General features: G+C 68.9%; 21 protein-coding genes, 1 tRNA gene and 1 pseudogene. 18 read left to right on the top strand and 5 right to left on the bottom strand.

Annotation, left to right across the window (positions count from 1 at the left end):
• The first annotated feature begins 8 nt into the window (after positions 1 to 8).
• The 4 genes from OG883_RS15195 to OG883_RS15210 are packed head-to-tail and all read left to right on the top strand — an operon-like array spanning position 9 to position 1683.
• Entirely contained in the window at positions 9 to 368 is a 360-nt protein-coding gene (locus OG883_RS15195) for a gas vesicle protein (RefSeq protein WP_266540328.1), read from the top strand.
• Positions 365 to 1177: a GvpL/GvpF family gas vesicle protein gene (locus OG883_RS15200; RefSeq protein WP_266540330.1), complete on the top strand. Its 813-nt coding sequence runs from the start codon at positions 365 to 367 to the stop codon at positions 1175 to 1177. Before OG883_RS15195 ends, OG883_RS15200 begins: the two co-directional genes overlap by 4 nt.
• A gap of 3 nt (positions 1178 to 1180) precedes the next feature.
• A complete protein-coding gene (locus OG883_RS15205) occupies positions 1181 to 1408 on the top strand; it encodes a gas vesicle protein (RefSeq protein WP_266540332.1) in 228 nt (75 codons plus the stop codon).
• Entirely contained in the window at positions 1405 to 1683 is a 279-nt protein-coding gene (locus OG883_RS15210) for a gas vesicle protein K (RefSeq protein ID WP_266540334.1), read from the top strand. The genes OG883_RS15205 and OG883_RS15210 overlap by 4 nt, the downstream gene beginning before the upstream one ends.
• A gap of 142 nt (positions 1684 to 1825) precedes the next feature.
• Here OG883_RS15210 and OG883_RS15215 read toward each other — a convergent pair.
• Both OG883_RS15215 and OG883_RS15220 read right to left on the bottom strand, forming a co-directional pair.
• A pseudogene (locus OG883_RS15215) lies at positions 1826 to 2179 on the bottom strand (NAD-dependent epimerase); the annotation flags it as partial.
• Between the two features lie 186 nt (positions 2180 to 2365).
• Positions 2366 to 2824 (bottom strand): SRPBCC family protein, encoded by a 459-nt coding sequence (locus tag OG883_RS15220; RefSeq protein ID WP_266540336.1) that lies wholly within the window; start codon positions 2822 to 2824, stop codon positions 2366 to 2368.
• Positions 2825 to 3106: 282 nt separating this feature from the next.
• Between OG883_RS15220 and OG883_RS15225 the strand changes: the two genes are divergently transcribed.
• From OG883_RS15225 to OG883_RS15260, 8 genes are all read left to right on the top strand, one after another.
• Entirely contained in the window at positions 3107 to 4483 is a 1377-nt protein-coding gene (locus OG883_RS15225) for an ABC transporter substrate-binding protein (RefSeq protein WP_266540338.1), read from the top strand.
• A gap of 56 nt (positions 4484 to 4539) precedes the next feature.
• Positions 4540 to 5424, top strand: coding sequence for a carbohydrate ABC transporter permease (locus tag OG883_RS15230; RefSeq protein ID WP_266541559.1), 885 nt, complete (start codon positions 4540 to 4542; stop codon positions 5422 to 5424).
• Positions 5424 to 6257 carry a carbohydrate ABC transporter permease gene (locus tag OG883_RS15235; RefSeq protein ID WP_266540340.1) on the top strand — a complete coding sequence of 278 codons (834 nt, stop codon included), beginning with the start codon at positions 5424 to 5426 and terminating at the stop codon, positions 6255 to 6257. The genes OG883_RS15230 and OG883_RS15235 overlap by 1 nt, the downstream gene beginning before the upstream one ends.
• A gap of 38 nt (positions 6258 to 6295) precedes the next feature.
• Positions 6296 to 7483 carry an ABC transporter ATP-binding protein gene (locus tag OG883_RS15240; RefSeq protein WP_266540342.1) on the top strand — a complete coding sequence of 396 codons (1188 nt, stop codon included), beginning with the start codon at positions 6296 to 6298 and terminating at the stop codon, positions 7481 to 7483.
• A 117-nt stretch (positions 7484 to 7600) separates the two neighbouring features.
• Positions 7601 to 7674 (top strand) — tRNA-Met (locus OG883_RS15245).
• 171 nt (positions 7675 to 7845) lie between these two features.
• Positions 7846 to 8007 (top strand): hypothetical protein, encoded by a 162-nt coding sequence (locus OG883_RS15250; protein ID WP_266540344.1) that lies wholly within the window; start codon positions 7846 to 7848, stop codon positions 8005 to 8007.
• Between the two features lie 608 nt (positions 8008 to 8615).
• Positions 8616 to 9218, top strand: a complete 603-nt coding sequence (locus OG883_RS15255; protein ID WP_266540346.1) for a hypothetical protein — start codon at positions 8616 to 8618, stop codon at positions 9216 to 9218.
• On the top strand, positions 9211 to 10338 hold the full coding sequence (locus tag OG883_RS15260; protein WP_266540348.1) for a 4Fe-4S cluster-binding domain-containing protein: 1128 nt from the start codon (positions 9211 to 9213) through the stop codon (positions 10336 to 10338). Before OG883_RS15255 ends, OG883_RS15260 begins: the two co-directional genes overlap by 8 nt.
• Positions 10339 to 10555: 217 nt before the next feature.
• On the opposite strand, the gene OG883_RS15265 is transcribed toward OG883_RS15260, so the two are convergent.
• Positions 10556 to 10711: a hypothetical protein gene (locus OG883_RS15265; RefSeq protein WP_266541689.1), complete on the bottom strand. Its 156-nt coding sequence runs from the start codon at positions 10709 to 10711 to the stop codon at positions 10556 to 10558.
• A gap of 132 nt (positions 10712 to 10843) precedes the next feature.
• On the opposite strand from OG883_RS15265, the gene OG883_RS15270 reads away from it, so the two are divergent.
• The gene (locus OG883_RS15270) at positions 10844 to 11458 is read left to right on the top strand and encodes a hypothetical protein (RefSeq protein WP_323180903.1); all 615 of its coding nucleotides are present in this window, start codon (positions 10844 to 10846) and stop codon (positions 11456 to 11458) included.
• Between the two features lie 116 nt (positions 11459 to 11574).
• Here the strand turns inward: OG883_RS15270 and OG883_RS15275 are convergent, their stop codons facing one another.
• Positions 11575 to 12120, bottom strand: a complete 546-nt coding sequence (locus OG883_RS15275) for a hypothetical protein (protein WP_323180904.1) — start codon at positions 12118 to 12120, stop codon at positions 11575 to 11577.
• A gap of 255 nt (positions 12121 to 12375) precedes the next feature.
• Between OG883_RS15275 and OG883_RS15280 the strand changes: the two genes are divergently transcribed.
• Positions 12376 to 13254, top strand: coding sequence for an aminoglycoside phosphotransferase family protein (locus tag OG883_RS15280; RefSeq protein ID WP_266540350.1), 879 nt, complete (start codon positions 12376 to 12378; stop codon positions 13252 to 13254).
• 1458 nt (positions 13255 to 14712) lie between these two features.
• On the opposite strand, the gene OG883_RS15285 is transcribed toward OG883_RS15280, so the two are convergent.
• Positions 14713 to 16125, bottom strand: a complete 1413-nt coding sequence (locus tag OG883_RS15285; protein ID WP_266540352.1) for a helix-turn-helix domain-containing protein — start codon at positions 16123 to 16125, stop codon at positions 14713 to 14715.
• Positions 16126 to 16325: 200 nt separating this feature from the next.
• Here OG883_RS15285 and OG883_RS15290 point away from each other — a divergent pair, with 200 nt between their 5' ends.
• Genes OG883_RS15290 through OG883_RS15305 form a run of 4 tightly spaced genes read left to right on the top strand, consistent with a single transcriptional unit; the run spans position 16326 to position 20318 of the window.
• A complete protein-coding gene (locus tag OG883_RS15290) occupies positions 16326 to 17489 on the top strand; it encodes a glycosyltransferase (protein ID WP_266540354.1) in 1164 nt (387 codons plus the stop codon).
• A complete protein-coding gene (locus OG883_RS15295; RefSeq protein WP_266540356.1) occupies positions 17486 to 18193 on the top strand; it encodes a hypothetical protein in 708 nt (235 codons plus the stop codon). Before OG883_RS15290 ends, OG883_RS15295 begins: the two co-directional genes overlap by 4 nt.
• Positions 18190 to 19458, top strand: coding sequence for a hypothetical protein (locus tag OG883_RS15300; protein ID WP_266540358.1), 1269 nt, complete (start codon positions 18190 to 18192; stop codon positions 19456 to 19458). Before OG883_RS15295 ends, OG883_RS15300 begins: the two co-directional genes overlap by 4 nt.
• On the top strand, positions 19452 to 20318 hold the full coding sequence (locus tag OG883_RS15305; RefSeq protein ID WP_266540363.1) for a glycosyltransferase family 2 protein: 867 nt from the start codon (positions 19452 to 19454) through the stop codon (positions 20316 to 20318). Before OG883_RS15300 ends, OG883_RS15305 begins: the two co-directional genes overlap by 7 nt.
• The last annotated feature ends 3 nt before the right edge of the window (positions 20319 to 20321 follow it).

Below are 20321 nucleotides of genomic sequence, written 5' to 3' on the forward strand. Positions count from 1 at the left end.
GCGCCCACGTGACCGACGTCGACTTCAGACAAGGCTCCCAGCCCGTCGCAGGGCCGCAGACCACCAACCTCGCCGACATTCTTGAGCGCGTCCTCGACAAGGGGATCGTCATCGCCGGTGACATCAAGATCGACCTTCTCGACATCGAGCTGTTGACCATCCGGCTCCGTCTGTTCGTGGCATCCGTGGACACGGCGAAGAAGGCCGGTATCGACTGGTGGGAGAGCGACCCGGCGCTGAGCTCCCGCGCGTCCCGCAGCGCCTTGCAGGTCGAGAACCGTCAGCTGCGTGAGCGCCTGGAGGCGCTCGAATCGAAGGTGGACGACACCTCGTCCCTGCAACGGACCAAGGAGAAACGAGGCACATGAAGAAGCAGGTCCCCGACTCCGCCGGCGCCGTGGCCACTTATGTCTTCGCTGTCTGCCGGGCCCCGGAACCGGCCACGGTGACGGGGCTGCCCGGCCTCACTGACGAAGCGCCCGTACGTACTCTGCCGTTCGGCACACTCACCGCCGTTGTCCAGCACGTGCCCGCTGCCGACTTCAGCGACGAGGCATGGCAGGAACGCCTCTCGGACCTCCATGAACTCGAGCGATGTGCACGCGCGCACCATGACGTGGTTTCCGCCGTTGCCGCCGGCGGCCCCACGATTCCCCTTCCTCTGGCCACGTTGTATCGCGGCGACGAGAGCGCACGGCGAACGCTGGAGAGCGAGGCGGACCGATTCCACGCTGTTCTGAAGCGCATCGAGAACCATGCCGAATGGGGGGTGAAGGTGTACGCCCCCAGCGCCCCGTCAGGCGGGAAGGACACCGTGAGCCCCACCACCTCGCCTGCTGATTCCGCACCCCCGGCCCCGGGTGCCGGACTCGCCTATCTGGACCGCAAGCGAGGTATCCAGCAACGGCGCGAACGACAGCAAGAAGATACGCTGCGCATCGCGGACGAAGTGGATGCCGGACTCCGGACCCTGGCGACCGCGTTCCGCAGGCTGCGGCCACACGGCCAGGAGCCGGCGGGCGATCGGCGCCTTCAGATCCTCAACGCCACCTACCTCGTGGCCGAGCACCGGGTTCACGAACTCGGCGGGCTGGCGCAGACGCTGCGGCAGCGTACCGGGGCAGAGATCGAAGTCTCAGGGCCCTGGGTACCGTACTCCTTCGTCGGCGAGGTGTAGGCGATGACGCACGAGGTGGTGCCCTGGGATACTCCGGGGCCCTTGTCGGGGCCCATCGGAGTCCCGCTCGTCGACCTTCTGGACCGCGTACTGGCCACTGGCGTGGTCATCAGTGGCGATCTGGTCATCGCGATCGCCGACGTTCCACTGGTGCGGCTGTCCCTGCATGCTCTGCTGTCGTCCGTCAACGAGCGAGTTCCCGCACCCTGGGCGGACGGGGGCCCTCTATGACGGCCGGCCGACTCGACGTGGACCGTGACCAGATGGGGCGTGACCTGGTCACGCTCGTCCTGACCGTGGTGGAGCTGCTCAGACAGCTGATGGAAAGCCAGGCACTCCGGCGGGTCGAGCAGGGCGATCTCACGGACGAACAGGTCGACGAGATCGGTACCACGCTCATGCTGCTCGAGCAGCGTATGACCGAACTCTGCGACCAGCACGGTGTGCGTCCGGAAGACCTCAACCTCGACCTCGGACCGCTTGGAACCCTGCTGCCGCGCAGCTGAATTCGTGACGCGGGCCGGCTTCGGCCAGTTGAGGGCCGAGCGCTGCGTCCTGCCTGCGTCGGCCCGGCGAACGGGAGTGCCTGACCCGGTGACCACTCCGGCGGCTTCAGTGCGCCTTGTGACGGCTCCATCCCGGCTCGCGGCGCACACGAGCGGTACCAACGAGCGGCAGCCGCAGTACCGCGGCGAACAGGTGCGGCGACGCCGGGACCAGACGCAGGCTCCACGCGGCTGCAAGAGCCGTGCGTGGCGCACGCCGCGGCAGACGCACCACTCGGGACGTGAGCAGCGTGCCCAGAACCTTTGCGTCGATGACGGGTTCTGCGACGAGGTTGAACGCTCCGCGCACATCACGCAACACCGCGAGGCGGTAGGCCTCCGCGTCGTCGTCGGTGTGCCGTATCTGGAACCGCATGCCCTCCATGTCCGGCACGAACGGCAGCAGGCTCGGCGGCAGCGGCGGGCCGGGCCTGAAGCGGCCTGCGTGGATACCGCGCGTACGCGGCGAGCCCGGCCGGGCTCGCCGCGTACGGCTCGGATTCTCCCGGCCCGAGTGGCCGTCGGCCGGTTGGCCGACCTTCCTGCCGGCGCGACAAGACCTGTCTGCCACGGTTGGTGGACCAGCCGTGTCCCTCCTGGCCACTGTGGTGCGGGACACGCCGTGCTGCCGGGCCAGGGACGTTTATCCGGGCTGGATACGGCCGCGCCACGATCCGGTTTCGCCGCCGCGGTGCTCGATGAACTCCTTGAAGCGTCGCATGTCGCCCTTGACGCGCCGGTCGATCATTCCCGTCGCGTCAGCGGCCGTCTCGGCGGCCCCACTGGACTCCACATCCATCACCAGCTCCACCTTTGTGTGCGTGTCGTCCAGGCGCTGGAAACGGACCATGCCCATCTGCTTGGTGTCGCCGCCGGTGGTACGCCAGGCGATCCGCTCGTCGGGGAGCTGGTCGATGATCTCGGTCTCGAACTCTCGGCGTACCCCACCGATCTTCGTGGTCCAGTGGTTGTGGCGGTCGTCGAGCTGTGTGACCTCCTCAACTCCCTCCATGAAGTTCGGGAACTCCTCGAACTGCGTCCACTGGTTGTAGGCGATGCGGACGGGGACCTCGACCTCGACCGTCTCCTTCACCGTGCTCACTACTGCGCCTCCTCTTGGTGACTGCCGCAGGACAGCTGCCCTGCCGCTCGGATCTCGGCACGTCGCAACGCGTACCCGGCGGCCGCCTCCCTATGGGTGATGTGCTCCTACGATTTCCGCGCCGGACCAGGGCGCTGGCCATCCGGGGGATCTCCTTACTCCCGCCCGACGCGTTGCGCCGGTCGCTGCAGGGGAGCGGTTACGTTCGCCGGTACGAAGGCGTTGCGCCGGGTGACCAGACATCCGGTGACCGGCGGGTCCGGGAGGTGAATGGTGGGGCGCGTGAACGGACAGGCCCTCCCGGCACATGCACAGGCCCAGGCCCAGGCAGAGGCAGAGGCAGAGGCAGCACAGGCACACGCGCGGGCACGCGGAGAAGCATCGCCGCGCCCCGCCGGCCGTGGCGTCGCGCGGCGGCTGCGGTGCCTCTCCGTGCTGCCCCTGCTGGCCGGGCTGCTGACCTCCTGCGAGTCGGCTGAATCCGGCCCGGTCACCCTGAACTGGTACAACTTCCCCGACGACTCAGGTGCTCTGGCCGACGCAGCGAGCAACTGCACCCGCGCCTCGGGCGGGAGGTACCGCATTGCGTACAACAAACTGCCGCGCGGCGCCGACGGCCAGCGTCAACAGCTCGTCCGCCGGCTCGCCGCGCACGACGGCACCCTCGACATCCTGGGCCTCGACGTCACCTGGGCTGCGGAGTTCGCCGAGGCCGAATGGATCCTGCCGTGGACCGGACGCAACCGCCGGAGCGCCACCGAGGGCACCCTCGAAGTGCCGCTGCGGACGGCGACGTGGAAGGGCAGGCTGTATGCCGTCCCGTACAACACCAACACCCAGTTGCTGTGGTACCGAAGCGACCTCGTGCCCAAGCCCCCCAAGACGTGGGCCGAGATGCTGGGCATGGCACGCGAACTCGCCAAGGAGGGCAAGCCCCACTACGTCGAGATCCAGGGCGCCCAGTACGAGGGGCTGACGGTCTGGTTCAACACGCTCGTGGAGAGCGCCGGCGGCTCCATCCTCAACGCCGCAGCCACGGCCCCCTCGCTCGGTCCGCCCGCGGTCCAGGCGGCCACGATCATGCACGACCTGGCCACCTCACCCGCCGCGGACCCCTCCCTGTCCAACCAGATGGAGGATCAGAACAGGCTGGCCATGGAGTCGGGAAACGCCGCCTTCGAGCTGAACTACCCGTTCGTCTATCCGTCGATGAAGGCGAACCAGCCCGAGCTGTTCAAGAGCTTCCGCTGGGCGCCGTACCCCGGAGTGGACCCGGGCAGGCCCTCGAAACCCACCATCGGCGGCATCGACCTCGCCGTCGGCGCCTATTCGCGCCACCCCGACCTCGCGTTCGAAGCCGCGCTGTGCCTGCGCAATCGTCAGAACCAGATGGCCGCGGCGCTCAAGGGTGGACTGCCACCCACCCTGCGCGCGCTCTACTCCGACAAGGCACTCGCCAAGAGCTATCCGTTCGCCTCCGAAGTGCTCTCGGCCCTGGAGAACGCCAGCGTCCGCCCCCAGACCCCCGCCTACCAGAATGTGTCCATCGCGATCTCGCACACGCTCTCCCCGCCCTCGGGGATCCAGCCTCGGAGCGACATCGAGAACATCGGCAGCCAGATCGAGGACGCTCTCCAGTCCAAGGGGCTGATCCCGTGAACACCCCAACCCCTGCCACGCCGACCGTTCCCGCCCCTGCCCCCGGCAAGACGGTCGTGCTGTCCGAGGGCGCACGGCAGGAGCGACGACTGGGCTGGCTGCTGTGCGCGCCCGCGGTGGTCGTCATGCTCGCCGTCACCGCATACCCCATCGGCTACGCGATCTATCTGTCCCTGCAGCGCTACGACCTTCGCTTCCCGAACCAGGCGCGCTTCGTGGGCCTGAGTAACTACGCCGCGGTGCTCTCCTCCGAATTCTGGTGGGAGGCGTTCTGGGTCACCGTGCTCATCACCGTCGTCTCCGTGGTCGTGGAACTCGTCCTCGGCTTCGCCTTGGCGCTGGTCATGCACCGCACGATTTTCGGCCGCGGCACAGTGCGTACCGCGATCCTCGTCCCGTACGGCATCGTCACCGTGGTCGCCGCCTATTCCTGGCAGTACGCCTGGACCCCGGACACCGGCTACCTCGCCGCACTCCTGCCGACCGGGGATGCCCCGCTGACCGAGCAGTGGCCGGCCATCGGGCTGATCATCCTGGCCGAGGTCTGGAAGACCACCCCCTTCATGGCACTTCTGCTGCTGGCCGGACTCGCCCTGGTGCCCGAGGAGACGCTGCGCGCCGCCATGGTCGACGGTGCGTCCGCCTGGCAGCGCTTCGCTCTGGTGACGGTGCCGCTGATGAAGCCGGCCATCCTGGTGGCGCTGCTGTTCCGCACCCTGGACGCCTTCCGGGTCTTCGACAACATCTACGTACTGACCTCGGGTGCGCACGGCACCGGCTCGGTGTCGATCCTCGGCTACGACAACCTGTTCACCGCGCTCAACCTCGGCATCGGATCGGCGATCTCCGTGCTCATTTTCCTTTGCGTCGGCGTGATCGCCTTCGCCTTCATCACACTCTTCGGGGCTGCCGCACCCGGCTCACAGGAGGCGGGACGCTGATGGCCGGCGCAGGCAAGAGGCACCTCACCGGCTGGGCCGTCACCAACATCGTGGTGATCGCCTATGCCCTGTTCCCGGTCTGGTGGATCGCAGCCCTGTCGTTCAAGGACCCGAGCACCCTCACCGACGGAAATTTCGTCCCGGAGAAGTGGACGCTGGAGAACTACCGGGGCATCTTCCAGACATCGGAGTTCACCCGCGCCCTGATCAACTCGATCGGTATCGCCCTGATCGCCACAGTGATTGCCGTCGTACTGGGGACCATGGCCGCCTACGCCGTGGCGAGACTGCGCTTCCCCGGCAAGAGGCTACTGATCGGCATGTCCCTGCTGATCGCGATGTTCCCGCCGATCTCCCTCGTGTCCCCGCTGTTCAACATCGAGCGCATCCTGGGCATCTTCGACACCTGGCCGGGGTTGATCATCCCGTACATGACCTTCTCCCTCCCGCTGGCGATCTACACCCTCTCGGCCTTCTTCCGGGAGATCCCGTGGGATCTGGAGAAGGCGGCCAAGGTCGACGGAGCGACGCCCGCCCAGGCCTTCCGGCTGGTGATCGCGCCGCTGGCCGCGCCGGGCGTGTTCACCACCGCGATCCTCGTCTTCATCTTCTGCTGGAACGACTTCCTGTTCGCGATCTCCCTGACCTCGACAACCGCGGCCCGCACAGTGCCGGCGGCCATCGCGTTCTTCACCGGGAGCAGCCAGTTCCAGCAGCCCACCGGTTCGATCGCCGCCGCCGCGGTAGTGATCACCATTCCGATCATCGTCTTCGTGCTGCTGTTCCAGCGGCGCATCGTCGCCGGACTGACGTCCGGGGCCGTCAAGGGCTGACCGGCAACTGCCGACCGTCAGGACAAGGAGCACCGACCGTGGCCGAGATCGTTCTCGAGGGCATCACCAAGAGGTATCCCGACGGTGCTCTGGCCGTGCGGGACGTCAACCTCACAGTGGACGACGGGGAGTTCGTGATCCTGGTCGGCCCCTCCGGTTGCGGCAAGTCCACCACGCTCAACATGATCGCCGGGTTGGAGGACATCACCGAGGGCACCCTCCGCATCGGCGACCAGGTGGTCAACGACAAGGCGCCCAAGGAACGCGACATCGCCATGGTCTTCCAGAGCTACGCCCTCTACCCGCACATGACCGTGCGCGACAACATGGGCTTCGCACTGCGCCTGGCCAAGGCCGACAAGGCCACGATCCGGAGCAAGGTGGAGGAGGCCGCCCGTATCCTCGACCTGACGGAGCATCTGGACCGCAAACCCGCGAACCTCTCGGGCGGCCAACGCCAGCGCGTCGCCATGGGCCGCGCCATCGTCCGCAGCCCCAAGGCGTTCCTGATGGACGAGCCGCTGTCCAACCTCGACGCCAAGCTCCGCGTCCAGATGCGCACCCAGATCTCCCGCCTCCAGCAGCGGCTGGGCACCACCACCGTCTACGTCACTCATGACCAGACCGAGGCGATGACGCTCGGGGACCGCGTGGTCGTCATGCGCGGCGGCGTCGTTCAACAGGTCGGCACCCCGCAGCATCTCTACGACGAGCCACGCAACCTGTTCGTCGCCGGGTTCATCGGCTCACCCGCCATGAACTTCCTCCACTCCACCCTGGAGGAGAACGCTCTGCGCACCATCGTCGGTGACATCCCCCTGTCCGACGACGTACGCCAGAGCCTGGAGCGCCACAACGCGCCCCGGGACCTCATCGTAGGCCTGCGGCCCGAAGCCTTCGAGGACGCCGCACTGGTCGATCCGGGCCGGCCGGGAACCACGTTCTCCACCACCGTGGACGTGGTGGAGTCGCTGGGCTCGGACGTCTACGCCTACTTCACCGAGGATGACTGGCAGCCGACCGCCACCTCGGAACTGGCGGAGCTGGCCGCCGATTCCGGCCTCACTGAGACGGGAGCCAGCGGCCACCAGATCGTCGTCCGGCTCAGTACCGCGACGCGGATCGCCGAGGGGAGCCAGGCCGAGCTGTGGGTGGACACCTCGAGGGTCCATGTCTTCGACCCACGCACCGGTGCGAACCTCACTCACCGGGAGAACAACGGCTGATGAGCCCGAACCAACAGTGCTGATGAGCCCGAAGCAACAGTAAGGACGTCTGCTCGCCCCGGGCTGTTCGGTTGGTTCTCCGGTCGGCGGCGAGTGCCGTACAGTGGTGTCTACCGACGCGGGGTGGAGCAGCTCGGTAGCTCGCTGGGCTCATAACCCAGAGGTCGCAGGTTCAAATCCTGTCCCCGCTACTCGCAGTGGAAGGCCCGGCGCCCTGGCGCCGGGCCTCCTCCGTATCCGGGGCGCGACGATCAGTGTGTCCATGGTGCCTGTCTCGAGCCTTCACCCCATCCCGTAGACTCGCCCACCGCTTCCGGCAGTTGGCCCGAGGCGGTACATGAATGCCAGCGAAAGGTAGTTCCGTGAGTTCCGTGGACAGGGCCGAGGCGCCGATCTATGCGAGTCTCATAGAGGAGCGGGGAGACGTACCTGCCGAGGTTCGCCGAGTCGCTGAACAGGCTCTGCGGGAGATGGACCGGGCGGTCGACTTCAGCGACGTGCGCGCTTCGGCGATGCGCTGGTAAGAGAGCTCCGCGCCGCGCGCGACTACCTCAACGGCCGGCACGTACGGCAGCGCTTCCCGCATGCTTTCCCGGCGCCAGCGGATACTGAGGCTGCGCTGCGGGGCCGACGTCTGATGAACGCACGAGTAGTCGGGCACATCAGGCCGGCGGATAGGAGCGATGTGACCGGCCAACCTCTGCGCTGCTGTGTGTGTGGTCGCGACACGTCCGATGGCTCCGACTATGTGCTGCTGGAAGTGACGGCGGAGCACGTTGACACGAGACAGTTCCTTGGTGCTCATGGGGAATGTCTCAACGGCGTCCTGGCACCGGGCTTCAGCGTGGAGGTACACCTCATGTGAGCGAGCCCGTGGGTACGCCCACTCGCGTCTGAAGGGCTCGGCTGGAGACGGCGGGCGGGGCGGCTCTCTCTGCTGCCGCCGGCAGACGTGAGGCTACGGCCTGCTGCAGCTCGCCGGAGATCACCGCATCCGTTTCCGGGCCTCCAGATCGCCGGATGTCCCCATTCGCCGTCCTGGAATCGCGTCGTGTGGCGGCCGCGCCTACCGTCGAAGGGTGACGGGCCCTCGCGTCCCGCGGCGGCTCTGGGCTCGCGACAGGAGGATCCCGTGTCAGAAGCCGTTCGCCGCCCGCTGGTGCTGGACAGTCCGGAGTTCACAGCGAGGGCCGGGCATTTCGCCAGCCTGATGAGTGCCGGAGACTTCCAGGAGCGCTTCTTCCGGGACCCCGCCGCTGTGGCGGCGGAAGAGTTCGGGCTGTGCGTTGACACCGCAACGCTGAGCCGGGCCAACCGTCTGACCTACGCACTGCTGGCAGACCCCGACTTCGCCACCTGGGCCGCGGACTTCCAGGCTCGCGTGCCTGCGACGCTGGCCTCGGGCGCCGAGGGCGTGCCGAGTCTCGCGGCGCTGCAGGCGGCGAAAGCTCAGCTGGTCCGGGAGTTCATCGACTCGGTGCAGGCACATCTCGATCCAGCGACCGTCGCTACTGTCCAGGACCTCGACCCGGGCACGGCTGTGGCGGAGGGCGATGCAGCCGTCGCCCCGACGGCCTTCATCGTCATTATCGTCATCATCGTCGTTGTGGTCGTCGTGGCGGGCGTCGGGCAGGCCGACGGGGCCCTGTCGCGCAAGACGCTGCAACTGGTGATCAGGCAGCTCGACGAGCAACAGGCCGCCCAGATCGCCGCAGGGCGGGAGCTCAATGCATGAGGACATCACCACCAACACCACCATCACCACCGACGCGGCTGCGCCGCACGGCGCTCTCGGGATCCTGGACCCTCTGCCTCAGCCGCGCGTTCTGTCCCTGCTGCTGACCTTGCGCTGCACGGCCGAGTGCGGGGAATGCGGCACCCACAGCAGCCCGCGGGTACGGACAAGGCTGCCTGAGGAGGAAGCCGCCCGCCTCATCGACGAGGCGGCTGCCGACAGCTACAACCTGGTGGCTTTCACCGGCGGCGAGCCGATGCTCTACGGCATCGGTCTCCGACGTCTGATCCAGCGCACGACAGACCATGCGATGCCCTCACGGATGGTGTCCAACGCCTTCTGGGCGCGTACGCCGGACAAGGCCGCTCGAGCGCTCGCCCCCCTCGCCGCTGCGGGCCTCGGGGAACTGAGTGTGTCGACCGGCGACGAGCACGCGCGCTTCGTGCCGGTCGAGCGGGTCCTGCATGCCGTTCGCGCCGGTATCGACCGTGGCCTCAACTGTGCCGTGATGATCGAGACGAGGTCCGCGAACCGTGTGACCAGGCGCACGCTGTGCGAGCACCCCTTGTTCCGTGAGACCTTCACCCCGCGCGAGGAGGAGTCGATCACGTTCTGTGAGAGCCCGTGGATGCCGCTCGATGAGCATGAGCAGTATTCGTACCCCGACGGAATGACGGTCAACTCGGGCAACCTGTTCCGCCGGACCGGCTGCGACAGCGTCATCGACACGGTCACCGTCCTCGCGGATGGCCGGATCATGGCCTGTTGCGGCCTGGGCACCCAGGCGATCCCGGAGTTGCAGGTCGGCCATGTATCAACGGGTGGGGTGCACGAGAGTCGACTCCGGGCCGAGGCAGACTTTCTCAAACGGTGGATCCGGGACGAGGGCCCGGAACGGATCCTTGCCTGGGCGGCGGCGAGAGACCCGCGCATTGTCTGGGAAGACCAGTACGCGCATCGTTGCCAAGCGTGCAAGCGGCTCTACAGCGACCCTATGGTGGCCGATGCAGTCCGAGAACACTACGAAGAGAAGGTCCTGGACGTACTGACCAGCGAGTGGCTGATGCACAGACCGTTGCAGCAGTCGTCGCGCGGGGAAGACGCAGCGATCGACACCTGACGCCCCGTCATGCCCGGTGATTCGACCGGCCGATGACAGCGGTAGTCAGCCAAGCCAGGACGTAGTGCTCGGCAGTACGGGCCGAAGACGACCGGCTGAACGACAGCGGCCTGTTCGGGCGGGCGGGCCAGGATGTTCGGCACCACCAGTGGCTTGGGCCGGGGGACCCCTGTGTGCGTTGTGTGTTCGGTCTGGTGGACGATTGGGGGTACGTGGTTCAGCGACGCGCCGATAGACCTGACTGCCTGGCGCCGTGAGCGTGGGGGTTGATCAGCCGGTGTTGCGCATTGCCGACGGTCGTGGTGACGGAGCCGAAGAGGACCGTGGTGGCGAGGATGGGCTCGGCGTGGATGGTGAGCCGCCCACGAGGCATGGTGACGTCCGCGGGCGACAGCGTGCCGGGCTGTCCCGGTTCTTGCGCGGTGCGGGGCGCGTCCTGAGGGGGGAGTGGCAGGGAATCGTCGTCGCCCCCGTGCGGGAACTCTCGCGCCGGGGGGTGCGGGGAGTGTCCTTGGCGCTGCTGGCCACGTTCGCCGTGATCTTCCTCCACGAGATCCACCAGACGCCGAGGGGTGCGGTGGTGGTGCGACTGTTCGGTGAAGTACGCGGCGACTTGCCGCTCCCGCTGGCCCTGTTGCGGACTCCGGTGTCGTTGTTCGTTCCGGCCCTCGAACTGCCGGTATGGGCGGGTCTCCCGAAGCTGTTTCTCGCGTTCGCGCTGGCCGAACTGTCGCTCGGCCGTACACGGACCCTGATGATTGCGTATGGCACGACCCTGGCCGGCACGCTCAGTGCACGGGCGATGATCGGGCTCGGCCCGGGCGGTCTGGGGCTGCCGCCGGAAGCCGGGCAGGCACTCGACACAGGACCGTCCGCCGCGGTGGTGGGCCTGTTCACCTATCTCGCGGTCATCCGGCGCGCGCCCGTCCTGTTCGCGCTCACCGGTGGCTCGATGGTGCTGCAGTCGGTCAGCAATCCCAATCTGGCAGGTCGTGAACACCTGGTCGCGGTGGGCGTTGCGATCATTCTCGCCGTGCTGCACGAAAGGTTCCGAACCGGGCGCCTGACCGGGCGGATCCGATCCGTAGCGGGGAACCGGGATACCGAGGGCAGTCGATAGCGGGGGCCGGCGGCAGTGCCGGTCGGCCGGGGGCTGCGTACTGGTCCGGCTCGGACCCACGAGCGGGCGCAGTCCCGCCCACCGAGGCACGGCACTTGGACGGGACCGGAGGCCGGTCACCTGTCAAGGGCGGCCAGATCGGGTTGCCGGAGGCGCGCGGGGTTGGCGATCACGTCATACTCGGCGATCCTTTCGCCCTCGATGGTGAAGGTGAGGGCGAGGAGGAGCCGTCCACGCGGGGCCACGACAACTCCCACAACTCCATTGACGAGCGCCGGTTCTGCGAACCGCGACCTCCGCCCGAAGACAACGGTTTCCTCCGCCACGGTTTGCGCCCCGCGGACCACTGTTGCTGCGCCCGATGGAAAGGCAGCAGGGTCAGCCCGGCGCATCACGTCCGGAGCCAGCACCGCGAGAAGCGCGTTCATGTCGCCGCCTCGCGAGGCAGCGAGGAAGGCATCGACGACGCGCCGGTGTCGGGCAAGGTCGGCGGCGAGAGCCGCGGGGGTGCCTCGTACCTTGTGGCGCGCGCGGCCGGCGAGCTTCTTCGTGGTGACCGGTGAGCGCTCCACGATGGGAGCGATCTGGTCGAACGGCACGGCGAACATCTCATGGAGAACGAACGCGATCCGCTCGGCGGGAACGAGCGTGTCGAGCACCACGACGCCAGGACGGCATTCAGGCTGCCGTGCCCGAGAACTGAGCCTGGCTCGGGACCTCGTCGTGTCGCGGACATCCACGCGACGGCTCGGCTCATTCACGGCCCGACCCAAATGAGTTGACGGCAACGGCCGTTTGTATCAAGGTCGGCCTGGTCTCCCATAGCAACCATCCGCCCGGCCCTGCGCACAGTCACGCCGCCAGTGCCGCACGGCGGTCTTCATCCGGTTCGGAAGGTGCCTATGTGCGCTCGCAAGATGCATGCAGACGAGGTGGACATCGACGTGTCTCTCGTACGCCGGTTGCTCGGAGCGCAGTTTCCGCAGTGGGCAGACCTTCCTGTCGAGAAGGTCGACTCTGCCGGCACATCCAACGCCATGTACCGGCTCGGCGAGGACATGGTCGTGCGACTCCCTCGCATCGCGGGGGCGGCCAACGACGTGGAGAAGGAACACCAGTGGCTGCCGCGGCTTGCGCCGCCGCTTCCGGTTGCCGTTCCCGTACCGCTGGGCAGAGGAATGCCCGCTGAGGGCTATCCCTGGCATTGGTCCGTCTACCGCTGGCTCGAGGGCGAGAACCCGACCATCGGCCGTCTCGCCGAACCCGGCCTGCTTGCAAAGGATCTGGCGGAGTTCGTCGCCGCGTTGCAACGGATCGATCCCGCGGGCGGGCCGCCTTCCTACCGCAGCGAACCCTTGGCGACGCGCGACGCTGCGACACGCGCCGCGATGGAGACACTGCGCGGAATCATCGATGCCGACGCGGCGACCGTCGCATGGGAGACGGCTCTGCATGCCCCCGTGTGGTCCGGTCCGGCCGTCTGGGTCCACGCAGACCTGCAACCCGGGAACCTGCTGACCGCCCGTGGACAGCTCAGCGCCGTCATCGACTTCGGGTGCCTGGGCCTGGGCGATCCCGCCGTCGACTTGATCGCGGCGTGGTACCTGCTGCCCGCCGATGCGCGCAGTGTCTTCCGTACCGCCCTGGGGGCCGATGACGCGAGCTGGGCGCGAGGCCGTGGCTGGGCGCTGTCGATCGCGCTCATGGAACTCCGGTACTACCGCGACACGAACCCGGTGATGGCGTCCATCGCGCGACACGTCATCCATCAAGTCCTTGCTGAACGGCGATGCTGAGCACTCCGCGGACACGAACCACCTACGAACTTGTGAACATCACCCATGCGGGGGCCGAACCGGCGCTACTCAACCCGTTGTTCTGTGCCGTCGCAGATGTGAGCGTTGTCACCAGTGATTGATGCACCTGACTGACCCACGTCCGGCCGACCGCTGAGTTCCTGGCTGTTCGAGGCAGGACAGTACGCCGCCGAGTGCCACACCGATAGCCGCACAAAGATCAGCAGGCCCGGCGCGAGTGCGCCGGGCCCGATGTCGTATTGAGTGGGTTGTTGACACAACTCGCTGGCCTGCACGTATGACCTGGGCTGGGAGGCTCCTGCACAGGCTAAGCAGTGCTGTGAGCACAGCGATTTGCCTGCCCTTGCGGACCGCCGGGATCGCGGCGCCGGATGTGAAAGCAGGCTGCACGAGACGGTGCAAGGCGGCACGACCGTGGCGTCGCCCGGATGGGCCCCCACTCCGTCTCGCGTTCAGCCAAGCGCTCGGACCAGGCCCGCAGCTCGTCTGACCCGGATCGCGGCCCAGCCGCCGCACCCAGAAAACACGCCATGCCCGCACAGATCAGCCCTTGAGAAGCCGCTTCAACACGCGCATTCAATAGAGAATTCATCGCCCTGGGGACCTGATGATCGGCTCCGGCAACACCCGCAACATGGCCCCCCCTCGTCGCCGCCTGGAAGCAGGCCCTCCACCTGGCCACCAACAACTCCACCTCCTACGACAAGGGCCTCAACCTCCACCGCAACGGCGCCATCGCCCAGATCCACGCGCAACCCGGCCGCCTGGCCGCCGCCGCGAAGAAGGCCACCCACCGAGCCGTCCTGTTCCTTCCCGCACTGACCGACACCCAGTGGGACACCCTCGCCAGCCGCCTCGCCGGCAACCCCCAAGCCGTCGCCGACCTGCTGGCCAACAGGGTCCCCGCGGCCATCCGTGCTCCAGGACACGCCGCGCGACCTGAGGCAGCTCAGTCTCAGATACCTGCCGAAGGCTCTCGTCGATTCGTGTGCGCTTGCTCCCCGCCTCCGGGGGAACCGGCGGCATGCCCAACTGTGCGCAGACCGGGGTCAACTCACGGTGCGTCAGGGTGCCAAGACCCGCGACGACCTCGCCTACCAGTGTGCGCAGCGCCGAAACATCCCTGCCGTCCGCCATGGGTGGATGGTCCCAGAAACCGGGGGAATCCTGCAGGGGAACTGGAGGCGGCGAGGCACATGGAGGATCCGAACGGCCGCCGGGCTTCGTGCCGCATCTGACGGAACGTGACCTGTGTGCAGGCGGACCGGGCAAAAGACTTCTCGCGCTGCGGCCCGGGCGGTGCCACAGCAGCTCTGACGCCCAAGCACTATTTCGTTACGACCACGCGTGGTGCCACACGGTGGTCGGCGCCTTCGCAACCAGCGGCTCTGGGCGGCCGGCACTGCGGTCCGCACGCAAGAGTGGGGGTGCCGAAGGTCAGGTGAGTGCGCCGACGCGGTGAGCGAAGGACCGTACGCCGGGCAGGGTGCGGTCGTGGCGGAGCAGACCGCCGGCCATGGTGCGTACCGCGCCGCGGCGTACTTCTTGCGGGGCGGCTTCCTCGGCGGCGAGGAGGGCGCGGTAGCAGTTGCCGGGTTTGTTCCACTGGTCGAAGGAGCGGGCGACGTCGATCCAGTACCGGGCCCGGCGCTCCGCTGTGGGCAGCTGGGCGGTGTTGACCTGGCGGGCGTGGTCGATGGCGGTTCCGGCGTCGCCGAGGAGGTGGCTGATGGAGATCTGGTGCAGCAGGACCTGGGAGGGGCCGAAGAACGCCGTCCCGGCCGGTGACTGGTCCGCGCCCAGCTGCTTCGCGGTGGCCTCCGCTTCGGCGATCAGGGTGTGCGCGGCCTGCCGGTCGCCTTGTTTCGCGGCGGTGTAGGCGGCGGTCACGTACAGGTTCCCCTGTACCGAGAGGCGCTGGGGTTCGGGGGTAGTGCGGTTGGAGGCCAGGTGCTGGGCGGCGGTGACGGCGACGTCGGTGGCCCGCGCGTAGTGGCCCTGGCGGCGCCAGGAACTGGAGACCATGCGGTGTGCTTCGGCGACGGTGAGGGCGTCGGCTCCTGAGAGGGCGGCGGTCAGAGCGCGGTCGGCGGTGACGGCGGCCAGTCCGTCCTCGCCGAGTTTGATGCACAGCCGGGTCGCGATGCTGTAGAGCTCGGCGACCGCCGTCGCCGACTGCCCCTGCGCGTCGGCGTGTTCGCGGCCAAGCGCCTGGGCGAGGGCGATACGGGAGGGCAGGGCTCGGGCGAGGGCGTCGTAGCGGCAGGTCCCGAAGTCCCGGCGGGAGGCGTCCACCGCCGCGGTGACCGCCGCGCGGGTCGGTTCGCCGACGGGTGTGCCGCCGCGGTGCAGGAGGAGGTCCTCCAGTCCGGTCAGCGCCGGACGGGCCGCCGCCGGGCCTGCGGACGCGCCACCGAGGAGGGTGCCTGCGGTGGTGGCGGCCAGGCCGGCCAGGAGGTTGCGGCGTCGCACCGGGTCCTCACCCTCTCCCTCGTCACCGAACACGTCTCGTGCGTCTCGTCCGGCCACCCTAGTCCCACCGGCAGGCGGGTGGGCCACGACGCCGGGAGCGGGCGGGGGCGCGTGTCGGGCGGCCAGGCCCAGGAGTTGCGGCGGGATGCTGAGGACATCGGCGATCCGTTGGAGCAGCAGCATGTCGCGCATGGGCTGCTTGCCGCGTTCCATGCGGGAGATGGACGCGGCGGTGTACCCGGTCGCCGTTCCGAGCTGTGCCTGGGTGAGTTCGGCCGCGCGGCGGGCCAGGCGCACGACCGCCCCCGCCTCGCCGCGGGTGATGGCCTCGCGCATTTCTGGGGTGTGCCAGATGGGGTGGGTGTCGTGTAGGGCCACGGCCCGCTGCCTTCCGCCGGTGCTGCGGCAATCATCCCGCCAACACGGGTCAGCGTACGGGTTTTTGTACGTCGCTCACACCCCGTGCACACCGTGTACGCGATGCGTGGTCGCCCCTGACCCCGGCCGGTGAGCGGCGGTTGTCTGCCTGAACGGACGGTCCGAGACCCGGACCTCCGCACATGGGAGGCAGGGACATCATGCGTGTGCTGTATCTGCTCAACATCTCCAACCCCGACCGGCTGGCCGCCGACTCGGGCTGGATCTTCGCCGACCTGTTGGCCCCGGCTCTGGCGGACGCCGGTGCCGAGGTGACGGTCGCATCCCCGGCGCCGGCCGGGGACACGCGGGCCGTGTTCCACCGTACGAGGGTGCACGGCACGAAGTACCGGGCCCGGTTCGGCGCCGACATCGGTGAACTGGCGTCGATGATCCGGGCCGCGAAGCCGGATGTGGTGGTGGCCAACCAGATCGAGGAAGCCCCCGCCGTGCGCGCGGCCCTGCTGGAAGCCGGGTCAGGCGCCCTGCTGGCGGGGTACTGCCACTACCTGCCCTTCTCCCTCACCGGCGGCGGACGGGTCGTGCTGGATCCGTCGCTGGACGACGGAGGGCTCGGGCGCAGTGTGCTGCTGGCGTTCGCCGCGGGCGTGTCCGCCTGCGACCGGGTGATGGTCCACTCCGCCACGGCCGCGTCCTGGGTATCGGCGGCCACCGCCCAGGTGGGCGTCGATGTCGCCGGCCGGATGCGGGTGGTTCCCCCGCCGCGCGACGGGCGCCTGGTCCGCGACCCCGCCACCGTCACCGCTGCGGACCGTACCGGTGCGGGGGCGATCGGGGTGTACAATCACCGGCTCTACGCGCACTACGGCACCGGGCGGTTCGTGGACCTGGCCAGGGAGCTGACCGCGTCGGGGCTGGTGCGGGTGCGGGTGATGGACCTCTTCGGCACACGGCGGGCCGAGCGCTCAGGGCTGGACGACAGCCCCGAGCGGATGCGCGACCAACTGGCCGCGATGGCGCATGTCCAGGTGGTCTCCGACCGGGGCGACCGGATCCGCTACCGGCAGCTACTGGCCGGCGCCTGCTTCGGCATCGCCCCCTTCCGCCCCGGCTGCCCCTGGTCGATGTCGGTGATCGACTGCCAGGGCATGGGCCTGCCGGTGATATCCCCGCGCATGGGCTGGCTCGCCGAACACATCGCCCCCGCCCTGCACTTCACCACCACCGCTGAGGCGGTCGCCCTGGCCGAACGCCTGGCCACCGACGACGCCTTCCACGCCGAACACGCCCGGCGCGCGTTCGCCTCCACCACCCGCCTCACCCCGGCCTCCGTGGCGGCGTCCTACCTGGAGGCGGTCGCATGAACCAGTTTGACGCGGTGTTCCTCTCCTACGACGAGCCCTTCGCCCACCGCCTCCACACCCGCCTGGAGCGGGCGCTCGGCGTACCGGTGAAGCGCCTGCACGGCGTGCACGGAATGCGGCGCGCCTACCGGCTGTGCGCGGAGGTCGTGGACGCGGAGCAGTTCTTCCTCGCCGACGGCGACTTCGACATCCACTCCGCCTTCAACATCTCGGTTATCGGGCCCTTGGAGGAGGGGGTGTCAATGCGGGTGTGGCGGGCCGTCAACCCGGTCACCGGCCACGCGTACGGGTATGGCGGACTCAAGCTGGTGCGGCGTACCGCGCTGCGGCAGATGGGCGACGCGGTCGATGTGCTGGCCGCCCTGCCCGGCAAGACCGAATTCGCCCGGGAGAGTGCCGGGGTCACGCGGTTCAACCAGAGCCCGTTCCACGCGTGGAAGGCCGGGTTCCGTGAGTGCGCGATGCTCACGCGCGGCAGCGAGTACGGCATGAGCGCCGGACGTGCCACAGCACGGATCCGTGCCTGGACCAGTGCCCGGGAAGGCGAGTACGCGCCGTACGTCGCCTCCGGTGCCCGCCACGGCATCGTCTTCGCCCGCCAGGCCGCCGCCGACCGGAAGGCGTTCGAGCACCTCAACGACCCAGCCTGGCTTCGCGCACGGTTCACCGCCGTGCACGGGACACCCGAGGGGATGAGGCCATGAACAGCACCCCGAACCACCAAGATCCCCCACTCCACGGGCCCCTGGTGTTGATCGAGCCGTACGCGTACCGGCTGGGCGGACACCATCAGCACGCACTGCTCGCCCTCGCCCAGGCCTGCCCCGGCACACTGGTGATCGCTCCCAACGGCATCGCCCAGCAGACAGCCGCCGGACTCCGCGACACCGAGGCACAGCTGGTCACCGGAGCGAGCGGACCGTACGCGTGTCTCCTGCTGCGGATCTCGGGCCTGCTGGCCCGGCTCTCCTGGATCGCCCAACGGGTCTTCCGCTCCCACCGCTGGCCGCATGCGGTGCGGCGGAGCCCGCACCAGATCACCCTGATCGCACAGTGTCTGGTGGAGGCCGCCGCACTGCGGACCGCCCGCCGCCACGGCACGGGTGCGGGGACGGTGGTGATCCTGAGCGGCAGCGAGGCCCTCCACGGGGCCGCCGCGCTCCTGGGCGGACTGCCTCACCTGCGGTTCATCCACGAAGTGCTCACCACCGAGGACCCGCCGCTGCACCTGCTCGGACGGCTCACCCGCGGCGGCGAGCGGCGGGTGGTCGCCCTGTGCCCGACCACCGCGGTCCGCGACCAGGTCGACCGGCTTTTCCCCGGCCTGGCGTCGGTGGTGCGGGCGTTCGCGGTCGACGACGGTTGCCGCCTCACCGACGGTGAACGCCATGGTGGCCGGGCCGCCTTCGCTATCCCCCCGGCGGAAGCAGCGGTGTGCCTGGTCGGAGGCTGGTGGCCGCACAAGGACATCGGGGTGATCGGCGCGGCGCTCGGCCGGCTGAAGGAACCGCTGCACCTGATCGTCGCGGGCCACCCGCTCGACGACACCGTGCTCGCCCGCTGGCAGGCCCTGCCGAACGTCCACCTCCACACCGAACCGGGACCGCTCAGCGAACCCGTGCTCAGGCTGGTCTACGCGGCGGCCGATGCCGCCCTGGTGGCCCGCCACTCAGGGGTGGGCAAGGAGTCCGGGCTCGTGATGGACACGGCTCGCTACGGTGTGCCGCTGATTGTTTCCGACCATGACCCGGATCTCAGCCAACGGCTGCGGGACCAGTCCTGGGCCCGGATCTTCCCCGCCGGCGACGCCGCTTCGCTCGCCAGGGTTCTGGAGGACCTGGTGCGCCAGCCCTTCGACATGCCCGGTCCCGAAGCGCCGAAGGTCCTGGACCTGCGGAGTGCCGCCGAGCAGGCCCGGTACCTGACACAGTCCGCGCTCGGTCTGCGCGGGAAGGGGGCGGGATGCTGACGCCGACGCTGATCGCCGTGATCGGGCCCGTCGAAGCAGCCTTGCTCACCACCTGGATCAAGCACTATCGCAGGCTGGGTGTCGAACGCTTCCTGCTCACCTTCCACTTCCCCGAGCACGTCCCCGACCAGCGCCGCCACGAACTGCATGCCGTGTGCCGCCAGGCGGGCATCGTGCCTGCCGGGACCAGTAGCGGACCGTGGCACGAGCACACCAACACCCACATCCGCGACGCCCTACGACACCAAGCGGGGCGGGGGTGGCGCCTGTTCGCCGACGCGGACGAGTTCCACCAGTACCCCACGCACCTGCGCGAAGTCGTCGCCCAGGCCGAGCGCAGCCGCAGGCGGGTGGTGGGCGGTCTGCTCCTCGACCGCGTCTCGGCCTGCGGGCACCTGACCGACTGGAACCAGCGCGACGGCCTCGATCTCGCCTATCCGCTCGGAGGGCACCTCACCCACCGGCTCCTGCACGGCGACCCGCGCAAGATCGTCCTCGCCCGCCACGACGTCCCACTCTCCTCCGGCAACCACCGCGCGCCCGGCCACCACCCCGACCCGGACCGGCTCTGCGCGGTCCACCACTTCAAATGGCGCACCGGGATCCTGGACGACCTGCGGCGCCGAGTCCATCACTTCTCCACCGGCCTGTGGCAGGAACAGAGCCCCGCCGTACGGGACGAGGCCGAGCGGCTCCTCGCTCATGTCGGCCGGTACCAGGGCAGGGTGAACATCGCTGACCCACGCTTCGCGTTCCGCCGGGTCAGCCTGGACCTCATGCCCCACAGCTGGCCCGCCGAAGCCCGGGCCGTCCACACCGCCTGGCGACCACCCGCCACAAGCCGGGAAAGGGGACAATGACGA

The sequence above is a fragment of the Streptomyces sp. NBC_01142 genome (assembly GCF_026341125.1).
GTDB lineage: Bacteria > Actinomycetota > Actinomycetes > Streptomycetales > Streptomycetaceae > Streptomyces.